Genomic DNA, 15690 nt, shown 5'->3' with positions numbered 1-15690 from the left:
TTTGGAAACGAAAGAAGACTAATTAATTATGAAAATAACATGGCTTGGACAATCAAGTGTTCAAATTCTTACTAATGACAAGATAACGATTTTAATTGATCCATTTATTAAAGATAATCCATTAGTTAAAACGACTGTTGAAGAATTAAATCCAGACTATATTTTGGTGACGCATGCACATGCGGACCACGTTGGTGATACAATTGAATTGGCTAAAAAATCAAACGCTACGGTAATTGCAATTACTGATTTAGCGACTTATTTTAAAGGAGAAGGCTTAACTGTTGAACCTTTGAATTTTGGTGGGCAACTTAAACTACCATTTGGTTCAGTGAAGCTTGTCCCTGCGTGGCATACTGCTGCACTCGTAATCAACGGGAAGCCTAGAACATTAGGTGTTGCTGCAGGATTTGAATTGCATGTTGATGGTAAGGTTCTTTACCATGCCGGAGATACCGCTTTATTTTCAGACATGAAATTAGTTAATCACATGCAACCTGTTGATTTAGCATTTTTACCTATTGGTGACGCATACACAATGGGGATAGAGGATGCAGCAATTGCAGCTGAATTCGTTCAAGCAAAAAAAGTTGTCCCAATACATTACAATACGTTTGCCAGAATTGAACAAAACCCTGTTGAATTTGTTCAATTATTGAATGATGGTGTTGGGATTATTCCCGAGATTGATGTGCCATTCGAGTTTTAAGAAGGAGTCGTTTAAGTGAAAATTGAGCTAGAAATTTTAAAGAAAATCAAACAGTTTGAGACGATTATTATTCATCGACATCAAAGTCCGGACCCTGATGCAATTGGCTCTCAATCAGGTCTAGCAGCAATTATTCGTGCTAGTTTTCCTGATAAAAAGGTGTATCAAGTGGGAACCCCTTCAGCTGGATTAGCATGGATTAGTCATCAGGATGAAATTCCTGATGAAACGTATCAAGAGGCACTTGTAATTGTCATCGATACAGCTAATCGGCCAAGAATTGAAGATGATCGCTATACATCAGGTGCTTATCTGATTAAATTAGATCATCATCCAAATGAGGATGTGTATGGGGACTTGGTTTGGGTAAAAACCAATGCATCAAGTAGTTCCGAATTAGTTATGGATTTAGTTGACCAAGTTGATGGCGGCTTAACGGTTACTGATGATGCAGCTAGAATGTTATATGCTGGCATTGTTGGTGATACGGGTCGTTTTATGTATTCAGCAACGACAGCACATACGATGCAAGTTGTTTCTGATTTAATGACACATAATTTTTCAACAACTAAAATTAATCAAAAGATGGATAATATTACGGCGGGTGTCGCTAAATTATCAGGATATGTCTATGATAATTTAGTGATTACAGAGCATAAGGCTGCATACGTGATATTAACGCATGACTATCTTGATTCAATAGAGTTGGGCGATGCTGGTTCATCTCAAATTGTACCGTTACCAGGTAAAATAATTGAAGTTCAATGCTGGGCAATTTTTGTACAGCAAAAGGATGGTAGCTACCGTGTTCGATTACGCTCAAAAGGGCCAGTAATCAACCAATTAGCAAAAGCACATGATGGCGGTGGACATCCCATGGCCAGTGGTGCAAGAGCCAAAGACCAAGCAGAGTACGAAGAAATAGTTAAATCACTTGATGATTTAGCTAGAACATATACGGGAGAATAAGATGCCAGAAAATTTTAAAAATTTTGGACTGCAATCGTATCTTTTAAAAGCGATTGAAGCCATTCATTTCGATGTACCAACAGAAGTTCAGCAACGTTTGATTCCCGTTATTTTAAAGGGAAAAAGCGTTGTGGGACAATCTCAAACAGGTAGTGGTAAAACACATACTTTCTTATTACCAATTTTTAACCAAATTGATGTATCAAACAACACGGTTCAAGCAGTTATCACAACACCAAGTCGTGAACTTGCTTACCAAATTTATGAAGCTGCTAAACAATTGGCAGAATTTAGTCCTGAACCCATTCATATTCAAAATTATGTTGGTGGAACGGATAAACAACGTCAAATTGATAAATTAAGCAGAAGACAGCCACAAATCGTTATTGGGACACCAGGACGTATTGCCGATTTAATGAGTAGTAATGCTTTAGATATTCACAATGCATCAACTTTAGTTGTGGATGAAGCAGATATGACTCTTGATTTAGGTTTCTTAAAAGAAACAGATCAAATTGCATCTGCATTACCTTCTGATCTTCAAATGATGGTCTTTTCAGCAACGATTCCGCAAAAATTACAACCATTCTTAAAGAAATACATGAAGAATCCAGTTGTCGAAGAAATTGCGGCTAAGTCAGTGATTAGCGATACCATTGAAAATTGGATAATTCCAACAAAGAGTCATGATCGTAATGAAATTATTTATCAATTAATTACGATGGGTCAACCTTATATTGCGCTTATTTTTGCGAATACAAAAACGCGAGTGGATGAGATTGTTGATTATTTACGTAGTAAGGATTTAAAAGTTGCCAAGATTCATGGTGACGTGCCAGCTCGTGAACGTAAACGTGTGATGAAAGAAGTTCAGAACTTGGATTATCAATACGTTGTAGCAACTGATTTAGCTGCTCGAGGCATTGATATTGAAGGGGTCTCACATGTTATCAATGATGATATTCCAAACGATTTGGAATTCTTTATTCACCGTGTTGGTCGTACTGGCCGTAATGGCCTAAGTGGGATTGCCATGACATTGTATGGACCAAATGAAGAAAATAAAATTGCTGAATTAGAAGCAATGGGTATTAAATTTGCGCCTAAAGATATTAAAAAAGGCGAAATCGTTGATTCTTATGATCGTAATCGTCGTGAAAATCGTAAACAAGCAAAAAATCCTTTAGCTCCTGTGATTAAAGGAATGGTTAAAAAAGAGAAGAAAAAACGTAAACCTGGATATAAGAAAAAGATCCAAAAAGCAATCAAACGTAAAGATCAAATGGATCGTCGCGTTAATAGAAAGCAAAATCGTAAAGAATCGTAAGCAAAATTTGACAATTTGAGTTGGTTTCAATATAATTTTTATTAGAAACAAGGATAATTTTAAATAGCCTAACAGAAACATTTCATTTGCTGAGAGAAATGATTATTTAAAAAAGCTACCTTGTGATGTGAATGAAAAGAATGACGTCTACTCAACGTTATCGAGCTTAAGAGGTAAACGACTAAAACATCGTTGCAAGTAAGGTGGTACCGCGCTATAAGCGTCCTTACTCGCAGCGGTGTTTTTTGCTTAAAAATAGAAGGGAAGTCACACTTATGAAAAAAATGACAAGTACTGAAATTCGCCAAATGTATTTAGATTTCTTTAAAGAAAAAGGCCATACAATTGAACCTAGCGCCTCATTGCTACCCGTAGATGATCCAACCTTACTTTGGATTAATTCCGGTGTTGCAACTTTGAAAAAATATTTTGATGGATCAGTTGTACCAGAAAATCCTAGAATAACGAATGCTCAAAAAAGTATTCGAACAAATGATATCGAAAATGTAGGTAAAACAGCACGTCATCATACCTTATTTGAAATGTTGGGTAATTTTTCAATTGGTGATTACTTTAAACCAGAAGCAATTAATTGGGCTTGGGAATTATTGACAAGTGATAAATGGTTTGCATTTGATCCTGAAAAATTATACGTTACCGTTTACCCAAAAGATTTAGAAGCAAAGCGTATTTGGTTAGAAGAAGTTAAATTACCAAAAGATCATCTTATAGAAGTTGAAGATAATTTTTGGGATATTGGTCAAGGACCTAGTGGCCCAGATACAGAAATTTTTTATGATCGTGGACAAAGTTTTAACAATTTGGCTGAAGATGATCCTGAGAATTATCCTGGTGGTGAAAATGAACGCTATTTAGAAGTCTGGAATATTGTCTTCTCTGAGTTTAACCACACCCCTGAAAATACGTATGAACCACTACCTCATCAAAATATTGATACGGGGATGGGCTTAGAACGTGTTGTCTCGATTTTCCAAAATGCCAAAACTAACTTTGAAACAGATTTATTTTTGCCATTAATTGATGCGACTGAAAAAATGAGTGATAATAAAAAGTATGATGATAACGCACAAGATGATATTTCATTTAAAGTTATTGCAGACCATGCTCGTGCCATTGCATTCGCAATTGGTGATGGTGCCTTACCTTCAAATGAAGGACGTGGTTATGTTATCCGTCGCTTAATTCGTCGTGCAGTTATGCATGGACAAAAATTAGGGATAGAAGGCTCATTTTTGACACAACTTGTGCCCGTTGTTGGAAATATAATGAAAGATTATTATCCAGAAGTTTTGGAACAATCTGAGTATATTTCTAAAATTGTTCGTTCTGAAGAAGAACGTTTCAATGAAACATTAAAAGACGGATTACAGTTATTGAACAACTTAATTTTAACGACGAAAGAAGAACATAAATCAGAATTATCTGGTGCCGGTGTCTTCAAGTTATATGATACTTATGGGTTTCCATTTGAATTAACAAAAGAATACGCTGAAGATGAAGGGCTATCTGTGGATCAAGCAGGCTTTGATGCTGAAATGAAACAACAGAAGGATCGTGCACGTGCTGCGCGTGGTAACGCTAAATCAATGGGTGTTCAAAATGGCCTGTTAACAGACATTAAAACAGTTAGCGAATACGTTGGTTATACACAATTTAGTGTTGACGATGCCAAAATTGTTGATTTAATTGTGGATAACGCGTTAGTTGATGCTATCAAACCAGGTGATAATGCACAGGTTATTTTCTCTAAAACACCTTTTTATGCTGAAATGGGTGGACAAGTTGCAGATAAAGGAACTGTTAAAGACGCTGAAGGTCATGTGATTGCTGAAGTAGAAGATGTACAACATGCACCAAATGGCCAAAATTTACATGTAATTAAAGTTCTTGCACCAATGAAAAAAGAGCAATTGGTTAAGTTAGAAATTAACCGAGATTTTCATAAAAAAGTTGAAAAAAATCATACCGCTACGCATTTACTTGATCAAGCATTAAGAGATGTTTTGGGGGAACATACGCATCAAGCAGGCTCATTAGTTGAACCTACTTATCTCCGTTTTGATTTTACAAATGTTGGTTCCGTCTCTGAAAAACAGTTAGAACAAGTCGAAAAAATTGTTAATGACAAAATTTGGGCTGAATTAGCTGTCGAAACGGTTGAAACAGATATTGAATCTGCTAAGAAGATGGGCGCGATTGCGTTATTCTCAGAAAAATATGGAAAAGTAGTGCGTGTTGTTAAAATTGGCGACTATTCAATTGAATTCTGTGGTGGAACGCATGTTTCAAATACCAGTGAAATTGGCTTATTTAAAATCATTTCTGAATCTGGTGTTGGTGCCGGTGTTCGTCGTATTGAAGCAGTAACGTCTAAAGAAGCATTTGACTTCTTAAATGGACGTAGTGAGCTTTTGGAAGCAGCTGCGCAACAAGTGAAAACAAACAAAGTTGTAGAAGTGCCTAAAAAGATTAAACAATTACAAAGTGCTTTGAAGGCAAGTGAACAACAAATTCAGGCTTTTGAAGATAAAATTGCTAGCCAACAAGCTGGGGATGTTTTTAAGAATAAACAAGAAATTAATGGTAAAACATTGATTGCGGCACAAGTCTCTGTTTCAGGGATGTCGCAATTGCGTCAACTTGCTGATCAATGGAAAACGCAAGAATTATCAGATGTTTTAGCTATCGGAACGACGAGTGATGATGGTAAAGTTAATTTAATCACAGCTGTTAGTGCTGCTGGAATTAAATCAGGCTTAAAAGCCGGTGATTTAATTAAGACAATTGCACCATTAGTTGGTGGTGGCGGTGGTGGCCGACCAGATTTAGCCCAAGCTGGTGGTAAAAATCCAGCAGGTCTAGCTGCTGCAATTAAAGAAGCAACAAATTGGTTAGAAAATCAAACAAAATAAAAATTAAAGGAGTATTTATCTATATTGAATAGACAAATACTTTTTTGTTATATTACGGCTTGATTACATCAGCCTATTTTGATTGTCTGATGGGCTTTTTTTTAGTAGAATAGAGGTAACGTAATAAATAGACGGGGGTGTCGCTTTATGAGTTCATTAGATAAAACAATGTTCTTCAATTTCGACGAAAATAATAAAAAAGATGTCCATGATACTTTGGTAACTGTGTACCAAGCACTGGAAGAAAAAGGGTATAATCCTATTAACCAGATTGTTGGCTATTTGTTATCAGGCGATCCCGCATATATTCCTAGATTTAATGATGCACGTAACTTAATTAGAAAATATGAACGTGATGAAATTGTTGAAGAGTTAGTTAAAAATTACTTAAATACAGAAGAAAAGTAGGCAACTAAATGAGATTAATGGGCTTGGATGTTGGTTCAAGAACGGTTGGCGTTTCAATGAGTGATTTGTTAGGATGGACTGCCCAAGGCGTTGAGATTATTCGGATCAATGAGGACAGAAGTGAGTTTGGAATTGAGCGCGTTAAAGAATTGGTCGCAGAGTATGAAGTGACTGGATTTGTGCTTGGATTGCCTAAAAATATGAACAACTCATTAGGTCCCCGTGCTGAAGCTGCACAGAAGTATGGTGAGTTATTGGTTGAAACTTTTGACCTACCAATCGATTTTCAAGATGAACGGTTGACAACAGTTGAGGCAGAACGTATGCTTGTTGAACAGGCTGATACATCAAGAAAAAAAAGAAAAAAAGTTATTGATAAAGTTGCTGCAAGCCTGATTTTACAGAACTATTTAGATGGTAAAGGCAAATTAACTAAAGAATAAAGTGAGGTCACAACATGGATAACGAAGAAGAAAATCAACAAATTACATTAGTAGATGATGATGGTAATGAAACGCTTTTTGAAGTTTTATTCACATTTAATTCTGAAGATTACAATAAATCATATATTATGCTTTATCCGCTTGGCTCAGAAGCTGATGAGGAAGTTGAAATTCAAGCTTACTCATTTAATCCTAATGAAAACGGTGAAGCAACTGAAAGTGATTTAGAACCAATCGAAGATGATGCTGAATGGGACATGGTTGAAGAAGTTTTAAATACCTTCCTTTCAGACGAAAGTATGCAATAGGATGTTATTTGAAAAGTTGAACCAATTGGTTTAACTTTTTTATTTTGCTTAAGATTATACAGCTAGTACCGTGATACGCATATCTCTTTTGCGTTATTCGTGGTAAAATTATTTTTAAATGATTAAATGTGAGGAGGGTGTTCGTTGGAAAAACCAAAAAATAGATATAAAACAAAAATTGGTAAAAAAATGTATACAATTGTTGGATCGGAATCAGACTTGCATATGGACGCCGTAGCAACATTAGTAAAAAATGAATTTCAATCAGTGAAAGATATGCTACCTGAAATTGATGATGAGCAGGCTGCAATGTTAGTAGCAATTAATGCGGTCTCTGATCAAATTAAATTACAAGAAAAATTAAATAGCATTAATGGTGAAGCACAAGTAAAGGAGTAATATTATGATCGTTTCTTTAGTCGTTATTTTTTTATTAATCGTATCCTTTTTCAGTGGTTATAAAAAAGGATTAGTGTTGACCCTTTTGAGAATAGTTGGCTTTGTGGCTATCTATTTATTTGCTCGTATTTTAACAAGTCCTGTTACTAATTGGCTTGGTGGGTATTTTCCAAAATTTTCAACAACAGATAATACAACGATTACGAATCATCTTCAAACTAATTTCTATTCGATGATTGTATTTGCTGTTTTATTCTTTGTAGGTGGCATACTCGTTAGAAGTATTATTAGAGTCATCAATTCAATCACAAAATTACCGATTATTCATCAAGTAAATTCATTAATTGGTGGCCTTTTATCGATTGTGTTGATGTTCATTTTTATTTTCATTGGGTTAACCATTCTATCCGTTTGGCCGAATGAAAAAATTAATGCAGCTGTTTCAGAATCGGTTGTTGCTCAAAAAATATTAACGAATACGCCAACAATGGCCAAAAAAATGATTGTGACAAATGAATCCAAGGATTAATTGTTGGGAGGATTAAGAGATGAACGAAAAAGGGTTAAAAACATTAGAATATCAAAAAGTTAAGCAACAAATTCAAGTATTTATATCAACTGAGTCTGGTCAAGATGAGGTTAATGCATTGAAGCCGATGGCTGAAATTGAAAAAATACAAAAAGAGTTAGATGAAACGCAAGATGCCGTAAAAATATTACGGTTACGTGGTGGTATTCCATTGCCACAATTGGTCAATGTTAAACCACATATGAAACGCCTTGATATGGGGGCTTCTTTGAATGGTAAAGAATTAGCCGCAGTTGGTCGTGTGTTGCGAACAACAAATGAAGTAAAACTGTTTTTCAAAGATTTAGATGATTCTGAAATTGAATTAACGCGATTATATGATTGGATAGAGAAACTTGAAAGCTTACCTGAAATTAGTCGTAGCTTGAATCAAGCTATTGAAAATGATGGTCATATTACTGATGAGGCGTCGCCAGTATTGCATAGTATTCGACAAAATATTTTGCGTTCAGAGAGTGCTATTAGAGCAAAATTACAAGAATTTACACGTGGAAAAAGTGCTAAATATTTAAGTGAGACGTTGATTACCATTAGAAATGAACGTTATGTCATTCCTGTTAAGGCTGAATATCGTGGCCAATTTGGTGGTGCTGTTCATGATCAAAGTGCAACAGGACAAACATTGTTTATTGAACCGCAAGCAATTGTTGAAATGAATAACCATTTACGTGAACAGCAACTTGCGCAAGCAGATGAAGAACGTCGTATTTTGGCAGAATTATCTGAACTACTGGCGCCTTTTACGGCTGAAATTTTGGAAAATGCGTATATTTTGGGCCATTTTGATTTCGTCAACGCAAAAGCACAATATGCGAGCTCAATTAAGGCAACAGAACCAGCGATTAGTGCCGAAAATGATATTTTTTTAAGACAAGCACGTCATCCTTTATTAGATGAAAAAAAAGTGGTCGCCAATGATATTATGTTAGGTAAAGACTATCAAGCGATTGTTGTAACTGGGCCAAATACTGGTGGTAAAACAATTACCTTGAAAACATTGGGATTAATCCAAATGATGGGTCAGTCTGGGTTGAATATTCCTACAAATGGAGGTAGTCGGATTGGTATTTTCGAAGATATCTTTGCAGATATTGGGGATGAACAATCTATTGAACAAAGTTTAAGTACATTTTCTGCACATATGACGAATATTGTCTCTATATTAGCCAATATCAATGAACGTTCATTAGTTTTATTTGATGAATTGGGTGCTGGGACGGATCCGCAAGAAGGTGCTGCTTTAGCTATTTCGATTTTAGATGCTGTTGGTGCAAAAGGGAGTTATACAGTTGCGACAACGCATTATCCTGAGTTGAAAGCCTATGGATTCAACCGTGCTGGTACAATCAATGCCAGTATGGAATTTGACAGTGAAACGCTACAACCAACGTATCGATTATTAATTGGTATTCCTGGTCGTAGTAATGCATTTGATATTTCTCGTAAAATTGGATTAGATTCGGCTGTTGTTGATCAAGCGCAAAGCCTGACAGATCAGGATAGTCAAGATTTAAATGAAATGATTTCAGATTTAATGAGTAAACGCAAAGAAGCAGAAGATGAAGCTTTGGCTTTGAAGGCACAACTAGAAGAATCAACAAAATTGCATGATGATCTTGCTAAAGAATATGGCGAGTTTGTGACGCAAAGAGAATCAATGACGAATAAAGCAAAAGAAAAAGCGAATGAAATTGTATCAGATGCTGAAACAAATGCGGATAAAATTATCAAAGAAATTCGTCAAATGCAAATGGTTCAAGGACAGGCGATTAAGGAACATGAATTAATTGATGCAAAATCACAATTATCACAAATGCATCAACCAACGGATGCCTTAAAGAAAAATAAAGTATTACGACGTGCTAAAAATAAGCAAGAATTTCATGTAAATGATGATGTTTTAGTCAAAACATATGGGCAACAAGGTGTCTTGGTTAAAAAGATGAGTAAAACTGAATGGGAAGTTCAACTTGGCATTTTAAAAATGAAAATTAGCGAAGATGACCTTCAAAAAGTTCACGTTGAAAGTGATAAAAAAGATCGCACTGTCTTTAAAAATGCAGCTTCAACCAGTGTTTCAGCATCACTTGATCTTCGTGGTCAACGTTATGATGATGCAATGAGCCAAGTTGATCAATATATTGATTCCGTGTTACTTGCTGGGTATGCTTCCGTTACGATTGTTCATGGTAAGGGGACTGGCGCACTGAGAACCGGGATAACAGATTATTTAAAATCTAATCGACACATTAAATCATTTGAATTTGCGGCACCTAATGCAGGCGGTAATGGCGCAACAATTGTCCACTTTAAATAAAGTTTACTTTTCGTAAGCAAATATGTGGCACAGTATCGACTTCTCTGATATGCTATTTATAGAAGTAATAAAGGAGGAATTCAAATGGTACAAGCAATTACAGATAAAGAATTTGAAACAGTGACCGATTCTGGTGTTACATTAACTGATTTTTGGGCAACCTGGTGTGGTCCTTGTCGGATGCAATCTCCAGCAATTGAAGAGTTAGAGCAAGAAATGGGCGATACGGTCAAATTTTCAAAAATGGATATTGATAAAAATCCTGCAACGGCACAATCTTTTGGTATCATGAGTATTCCAACGTTAATGATAAAAAAAGATGGCGAAGTTGTTGATACAATCGTCGGTTATCACTCAAAAGATCAAGTTAAAGAAGTTTTAGCACAATATATTTAAGGTAAAGAAGACTGAATTTTTCAGTCTTCTTTTTAGTTATTTTGATAGCTGTCAAATGATCATTGAATAAGGCTATTAATTTTTCAAAATTATATAAAGGGTGCTTTATGACTAAGTGGATAAGAAATGAAATGTTTTATAATGTAAACACAAATAAAGACCAAATACCCATAAAAAACGGTATTTGGTCTTTATTTAGTTTTTCGCTAATTGTTATTGTTAAAATTTAATCGTTTTCAGTTGGTGATTCAAAATGAAATTGATTTGTTGGTTCAGCTGAGTTAGGATCTTTTAAATCAGTTTGAACAATGATTGAGATACCAGATTTATTATTTTGATTTTCAATAATCGTTTCTGATGTAAAGCCACTTTGAATTTGAATCGTTTCAGCAATGAAGCCAGCTTCAAGATTAAAATCTGCTGATTCCACTTGATTCTGTCTGAAAGTAACACTATCACCAGAGAGCAACCATGTTTGTTTATCTTTTTTTCCTTTAACAATTTCGAGCTTACCCCAGTTTGCTTTTTCAAAAAAGATCACAAGATCCGTAATGTTGGCTAAATTAATATTACGGGCCATTTTTTTACCAGCCCAGTATAAAATTGTTGAATCTGTGCCAATAACTTCTGGTAGTAAACTATCACGTAAAAGTTCATATGCAAACAGTTCATTTGTATCAGCAGATAATAGATTTTCGATTAGATTTGACTTCATATGGATCTCCCTCTAAATATGTTATATGTAATCATTATACCGTTATTTGAGATTAGATGATATTATTTTTTAGAAATCAAAGATAAACGACTAGACTTGAATTTTAAGTAAAGACAAGTCATAATTAAGAGTAATAAGTAATTGAAAAAGAGGTCATAATAATGAATAATCAAGCAATTGGATTTATCGATTCAGGGGTTGGTGGGCTAACCGTTGTGAAAGAAGCGCTTAAACAATTACCCAATGAAAAAATTTACTATTTAGGTGATACGGCTAGAATGCCATACGGACCTAGGCCTTCAGAACAAGTTTTAGAATTTACTTGGGAGATGACTTCTTTCTTGTTGAGTAAAGGTATAAAAATGTTAGTGATTGCTTGTAATACAGCAACGGCTGCTGCATTGGATGATTTACGAGAAAAATTAGCGATTCCAGTCATTGGTGTGATAAAGCCTGGGAGTAGGGCTGCAATTAAATCATCTAAAAATCAGCGCGTTGGTGTGATTGGTACAGAAGGAACAATTAAAAGTAGTGCCTATAAAAATACATTGCATGAAAAAAATCCTGATTTATTTGTGACCAGTTTACCTTGCCCCAAATTTGTACCAATTGTCGAAAGTGATCAATATGAATCAGAAATTGCTGAACGAGTTGTTAATGAAACATTGGCTTTCTTTGATGATAAAAATATTGATACTTTGGTTATGGGTTGTACCCATTATCCCTTACTCAGACCGTTTATTCAAAAGGCTGTCGGGGATAACGTGACGTTGATTGATTCAGGTGCTGAAACGGTTAATGATGTTTCAACAATCTTAGATTATTTTAATATTGCAGCGAAACGTGACGGAAAACCTGAACATGAATTTTATACAACTGGTGATTCGAGCGATTTTAACGAAATTGCATCGGGCTGGTTAGGTTTAGAGAATATTAACGCTAAAACAATCCATTTAGGGCAAGGGGACTAGTATGCGTAAATATGAGAATAGAGATAATTTAGAAGTAAGACCGGTCTCAATTAAAAAATTAAATCTTAAACAAGTCGATAGTGCGATTGACTACCAACTTGGCCGTACTAAGGTGGCAATTTTAGTTAACGAAACATCTGACGTAGGGATTTTAAAAGTGGAAATTAGTCAATGGTTAGGGACCCAATCGGATATTAATAGTGGTTTAATATCCGCATCCCTTAAAATAGCCTTAGCAGAACCATTGTTGGAAAACGGATTTGAGGTACAAGTTCAGCTTATACAAGCAGATGGGGATGTTGTTGCAGCAGTGATTAATGCGAGTTACGTTGCTATTCAAAATTTAATGTTACAGAGTGGTAAGGACTCTAAGTTAAGCCCATTTTCAGCGATTAATGTGGGCTTTATTGGCTTTGAATTATTTGCTGATTTAACTAATGAAGAAGAATTAAAAGCGGACAGTCACTTAGTCATTGTCCAGAATGAAGCAGGTGCTTTCTTACAACTAAGTTTTGAGAAATCAAATGCTGATTTACTTGGTGATAAATTAACACAACTCTTGGGTGGTGCAATGGAAGGATTATCAGAATTAATGGGTTCTTCACAAAAGCAGACGATAATGATTCAAAACGAGCATATTGAAAATCAAAAAGATGTGATATTAATCGCAACTAAAAATGAGGGAAAAGCAATTGAATTTAAACGCTTTTTCAATCCATTAGGTTTTAAAATTACAACGTTATTAGATTATCCTGAATTACCAGATGTTGAAGAGACGGGAACAACATTTGAAGAAAATGCTAGATTAAAAGCTGAGACGATTTCAAACTTGACGCAGCTGCCTGTCCTAGCTGATGATTCGGGCTTGATGGTAGATGCTTTAGATGGACGACCAGGTATTTTTTCTGCTCGATTTGCTGGAGATCATGATGATGCCGCTAATAATGCGAAACTATTACATGAGTTGACGGATGTTCCCAGAGACCAACGAACAGCAACTTTTCATACAACCTTAGTTTTTGCAAAACCTGGTAGTGAGTCACTGGTTGTGGATGGTGAAGTGTCTGGTTTGATTCTGGGAATTCCACGTGGAGATAACGGGTTTGGTTATGATCCCCTTTTTTATGTCCCTGAATTGGACAGATCAATGGCTGAATTAACTGAAGATGAAAAAAATGAAATCAGTCATCGTGGTCGTGCAACAGTTAATTTAATGGCAGAATTTAATGATTGGTGGGAAAAGTAGGATGAAATGTTTAGTTGTGAGTGATAGTCACGGAGATCGTGATATATTAGAGTCTATTTTGGCCCATAATCAAAATCAAGTTGATGCCTTTTTTCATTGTGGCGACTCAGAGTTAGAGGCAGATGATACTCTTTTTAATGAGTTTAATGCCGTTATTGGAAATATGGATTTTGATATGAATTTTCCTAAAGAATTAGTTAAAGTTGTGAACGATGAAACAATTTATGTCTCACATGGGCATTTAACAGGTGTGAAGACAGGCTTGTTGACATTAAAATTAAAAGCACAAGCTAAGCACGCAAAATTTGCATTTTTTGGACATACGCATGAATTAGGGTGTGAAATGGCTGATGGAATGCTGCTTTTAAATCCTGGAAGCATTAGTTTACCTAGAGGAAAGTATCGTGACCTTGGGGGAACTTACGCAATTGTCGAAACAAATAAGAAAGTTATTCATGTTTCATATTTTACGCGACAACATAAAATGGTACCTGAATTAACTTTTGAATTTAAACACTAAAATAAAAAAAGGTAATCTCAAATGATATTGTCATTTTGAGATTACCTTTTTAGGTTTACATGAAAATTGTTTTATATAAGAAGACTGCGCAAATTCCGGCTGTAATTGGGGCAACAACTGGCACCCAACTGTAACTCCATTGTGACGTTCCTTTATTTTTAAGAGGTAATAGTTGATGTAATAAACGAGGTGCAATATCACGTGCTGGGTTCAAGGCTGGACCAGTTGCGCCACCTAATGAGGCAACTAATACAAGAACTAAGAATCCGACACCCATATTAGCTGTTCCAAGGTTATCAGCGAAGAATGGGGCTTTTGTAATACCAACGGCACCAAATACTAAAATAAAAGTACCAATAAATTCATTAATGAAACCATTTAATTTACTTTGAGCGGCATCAATAGTTGAGAAAGTTCCTAAAATACGATCAGGATCAGTTGTTTGATCATAGTAAGGTTTGTAAGCTGCGACGATAATGGCTTGTCCAACAAATGCACCTAACAATTGTACTGATATATAAGGAAGTACTTCACTCCATGGGAATAAACCAGAAGCGGCTAAACCTAATGTGAAAGCGGGGTTAATATGATTTCCTGAGATACTACCGAAAATTAAGGCGGGAATCATAACACCAAATCCGTAACCAAAGGCGATTAAAGCCCAATCACTACCATGTCCTTTTGTTTGTCCAAGTTCAACGTTGGCAACTGAACCGTTACCTAAAATGACCATAATGGCTGTTCCAATAAATTCTGCTGCCAATCTTGTTGCTAATGAATAATCCATCGTATCCTCCTATTTTTTGATGACAATATTTATTATGATACCAATATTGTTAGCAAATGTAAATATTTATTAATAATTGCAGTAATTTCGGAAAAAAATTAGTGTCTGAGTTCAATCTATTATAAAATAGAGAGTGTACTAAAAGATTGGAAGGAGGATCTATTGAATGATAGCTAAGTCTATTGAAAAAATGTTATCCGAAAACCAGGAACACTTTTTAATTCCAGCCGAAATTGTTGCAAATGTGCAAGAAAATAATTTTCTGGATCATGCATTATTGGTTTTAACAAAAGTGCGTTATGCTAAAATTCCGGTGTTAGATAATGACTATAAGTTTAAGGGATTGTTATCCTTAGCCATGATTACTGAGACAATGTTAGGACTGGATGAATTGGACGTCAGCCGGTTACATGAAATCTGTGTTAAAGATGTTATGGAAACGGATGTCCCAACTATCCAAGATCCTTATGATATTGAAATGGTCTTACATTTACTTGTTGATCATCCTTTTTTATCAGTTGTTGCTAGCGATGGTAGTTTTACGGGAATCGTGACACGACGTGAATTCATGAAAAGTATGAATCATATTGCTCATGAATTTGAGAAAAATTATACGGTTCAAGAAAATGAAAACAAAGAAACTAAAATATAGA

17 protein-coding genes are annotated in these 15690 nt (G+C 35.4%); 15 read left to right on the top strand and 2 right to left on the bottom strand.

What is annotated here, in order from left to right; genetic code table 11:
* The first annotated feature begins 28 nt into the window (after nt 1–28).
* The 11 genes from ACVQ8P_RS01545 to trxA all read left to right on the top strand — a co-directional run bounded on the left by ACVQ8P_RS01545 (nt 29) and on the right by trxA (nt 10798).
* Nucleotides 29–709, top strand: coding sequence for a metal-dependent hydrolase (locus ACVQ8P_RS01545; protein WP_462297094.1), 681 nt, complete (start codon nt 29–31; stop codon nt 707–709).
* Nucleotides 710–724: 15 nt separating this feature from the next.
* The gene (locus ACVQ8P_RS01540; RefSeq protein ID WP_462297092.1) at nt 725–1678 is read left to right on the top strand and encodes a DHH family phosphoesterase; all 954 of its coding nucleotides are present in this window, start codon (nt 725–727) and stop codon (nt 1676–1678) included.
* Between the two features lies 1 nt (nt 1679).
* Nucleotides 1680–3005: a DEAD/DEAH box helicase gene (locus ACVQ8P_RS01535; protein WP_462297091.1), complete on the top strand. Its 1326-nt coding sequence runs from the start codon at nt 1680–1682 to the stop codon at nt 3003–3005.
* A 275-nt stretch (nt 3006–3280) separates the two neighbouring features.
* Complete coding sequence (gene alaS, locus ACVQ8P_RS01530) at nt 3281–5938, top strand: alanine--tRNA ligase (protein ID WP_462297089.1); 2658 nt, start codon at nt 3281–3283, stop codon at nt 5936–5938.
* Nucleotides 5939–6085: 147 nt separating this feature from the next.
* The gene (locus tag ACVQ8P_RS01525) at nt 6086–6346 is read left to right on the top strand and encodes an IreB family regulatory phosphoprotein (RefSeq protein ID WP_462297088.1); all 261 of its coding nucleotides are present in this window, start codon (nt 6086–6088) and stop codon (nt 6344–6346) included.
* 8 nt (nt 6347–6354) lie between these two features.
* Nucleotides 6355–6789, top strand: a complete 435-nt coding sequence (gene ruvX, locus ACVQ8P_RS01520) for a Holliday junction resolvase RuvX (protein ID WP_462297086.1) — start codon at nt 6355–6357, stop codon at nt 6787–6789.
* Nucleotides 6790–6803: 14 nt separating this feature from the next.
* A complete protein-coding gene (locus ACVQ8P_RS01515) occupies nt 6804–7097 on the top strand; it encodes a DUF1292 domain-containing protein (protein WP_462297085.1) in 294 nt (97 codons plus the stop codon).
* A gap of 144 nt (nt 7098–7241) precedes the next feature.
* Nucleotides 7242–7496, top strand: coding sequence for a cell division protein ZapA (gene zapA, locus ACVQ8P_RS01510; protein WP_462297084.1), 255 nt, complete (start codon nt 7242–7244; stop codon nt 7494–7496).
* 4 nt (nt 7497–7500) lie between these two features.
* Nucleotides 7501–8025 carry a CvpA family protein gene (locus tag ACVQ8P_RS01505; RefSeq protein WP_462297083.1) on the top strand — a complete coding sequence of 175 codons (525 nt, stop codon included), beginning with the start codon at nt 7501–7503 and terminating at the stop codon, nt 8023–8025.
* Nucleotides 8026–8044: 19 nt separating this feature from the next.
* A complete protein-coding gene (locus tag ACVQ8P_RS01500) occupies nt 8045–10402 on the top strand; it encodes an endonuclease MutS2 (RefSeq protein ID WP_462297082.1) in 2358 nt (785 codons plus the stop codon).
* Between the two features lie 84 nt (nt 10403–10486).
* On the top strand, nt 10487–10798 hold the full coding sequence (gene trxA, locus ACVQ8P_RS01495) for a thioredoxin (RefSeq protein WP_462297081.1): 312 nt from the start codon (nt 10487–10489) through the stop codon (nt 10796–10798).
* 226 nt (nt 10799–11024) lie between these two features.
* On the opposite strand, the gene ACVQ8P_RS01490 is transcribed toward trxA, so the two are convergent.
* The gene (locus ACVQ8P_RS01490; protein WP_462297080.1) at nt 11025–11513 is read right to left on the bottom strand and encodes a YslB family protein; all 489 of its coding nucleotides are present in this window, start codon (nt 11511–11513) and stop codon (nt 11025–11027) included.
* Nucleotides 11514–11674: 161 nt separating this feature from the next.
* Between ACVQ8P_RS01490 and racE the strand changes: the two genes are divergently transcribed.
* The 3 genes from racE to ACVQ8P_RS01475 are packed head-to-tail and all read left to right on the top strand — an operon-like array spanning nt 11675 to nt 14250.
* Nucleotides 11675–12484 carry a glutamate racemase gene (racE, locus tag ACVQ8P_RS01485; protein WP_462297079.1) on the top strand — a complete coding sequence of 270 codons (810 nt, stop codon included), beginning with the start codon at nt 11675–11677 and terminating at the stop codon, nt 12482–12484.
* A gap of 1 nt (nt 12485) precedes the next feature.
* A complete protein-coding gene (locus ACVQ8P_RS01480) occupies nt 12486–13730 on the top strand; it encodes an XTP/dITP diphosphatase (RefSeq protein WP_462297078.1) in 1245 nt (414 codons plus the stop codon).
* A 1-nt stretch (nt 13731) separates the two neighbouring features.
* Nucleotides 13732–14250 carry a metallophosphoesterase gene (locus ACVQ8P_RS01475; protein WP_462297077.1) on the top strand — a complete coding sequence of 173 codons (519 nt, stop codon included), beginning with the start codon at nt 13732–13734 and terminating at the stop codon, nt 14248–14250.
* A gap of 55 nt (nt 14251–14305) precedes the next feature.
* On the opposite strand, the gene ACVQ8P_RS01470 is transcribed toward ACVQ8P_RS01475, so the two are convergent.
* The gene (locus ACVQ8P_RS01470; protein ID WP_462297076.1) at nt 14306–15037 is read right to left on the bottom strand and encodes an MIP/aquaporin family protein; all 732 of its coding nucleotides are present in this window, start codon (nt 15035–15037) and stop codon (nt 14306–14308) included.
* A 166-nt stretch (nt 15038–15203) separates the two neighbouring features.
* Here ACVQ8P_RS01470 and cbpB point away from each other — a divergent pair, with 166 nt between their 5' ends.
* The gene (gene cbpB / locus ACVQ8P_RS01465) at nt 15204–15689 is read left to right on the top strand and encodes a cyclic-di-AMP-binding protein CbpB (RefSeq protein WP_462297075.1); all 486 of its coding nucleotides are present in this window, start codon (nt 15204–15206) and stop codon (nt 15687–15689) included.
* Nucleotide 15690: the final 1 nt, after the last annotated feature.

It is taken from the genome of Dellaglioa sp. BT-FLS60, assembly GCF_054941065.1.
The sequence above is the reverse complement of the archived record's forward strand: the minus strand, read 5'-3'. Positions and strand labels throughout refer to the sequence as shown.

Bases quoted from the DNA above. Each gene is read 5' to 3' on its own strand.
- ACVQ8P_RS01545 (WP_462297094.1), top strand. From the start codon at position 29: ATGAAAATAACATGGCTTGGACAATCAAGTGTTCAAATTCTTACTAAT.
- ACVQ8P_RS01535 (WP_462297091.1), top strand. From the start codon at position 1,680: ATGCCAGAAAATTTTAAAAATTTTGGACTGCAATCGTATCTTTTAAAA.
- alaS (WP_462297089.1), top strand. From the start codon at position 3,281: ATGAAAAAAATGACAAGTACTGAAATTCGCCAAATGTATTTAGATTTC.
- ACVQ8P_RS01525 (WP_462297088.1), top strand. From the start codon at position 6,086: ATGAGTTCATTAGATAAAACAATGTTCTTCAATTTCGACGAAAATAAT.
- ruvX (WP_462297086.1), top strand. From the start codon at position 6,355: ATGAGATTAATGGGCTTGGATGTTGGTTCAAGAACGGTTGGCGTTTCA.
- ACVQ8P_RS01515 (WP_462297085.1), top strand. From the start codon at position 6,804: ATGGATAACGAAGAAGAAAATCAACAAATTACATTAGTAGATGATGAT.
- ACVQ8P_RS01505 (WP_462297083.1), top strand. From the start codon at position 7,501: ATGATCGTTTCTTTAGTCGTTATTTTTTTATTAATCGTATCCTTTTTC.
- ACVQ8P_RS01500 (WP_462297082.1), top strand. From the start codon at position 8,045: ATGAACGAAAAAGGGTTAAAAACATTAGAATATCAAAAAGTTAAGCAA.
- trxA (WP_462297081.1), top strand. From the start codon at position 10,487: ATGGTACAAGCAATTACAGATAAAGAATTTGAAACAGTGACCGATTCT.
- ACVQ8P_RS01490 (WP_462297080.1), bottom strand. From the start codon at position 11,513: ATGAAGTCAAATCTAATCGAAAATCTATTATCTGCTGATACAAATGAA.
- racE (WP_462297079.1), top strand. From the start codon at position 11,675: ATGAATAATCAAGCAATTGGATTTATCGATTCAGGGGTTGGTGGGCTA.
- ACVQ8P_RS01480 (WP_462297078.1), top strand. From the start codon at position 12,486: ATGCGTAAATATGAGAATAGAGATAATTTAGAAGTAAGACCGGTCTCA.
- ACVQ8P_RS01475 (WP_462297077.1), top strand. From the start codon at position 13,732: ATGAAATGTTTAGTTGTGAGTGATAGTCACGGAGATCGTGATATATTA.
- ACVQ8P_RS01470 (WP_462297076.1), bottom strand. From the start codon at position 15,037: ATGGATTATTCATTAGCAACAAGATTGGCAGCAGAATTTATTGGAACA.
- cbpB (WP_462297075.1), top strand. From the start codon at position 15,204: ATGATAGCTAAGTCTATTGAAAAAATGTTATCCGAAAACCAGGAACAC.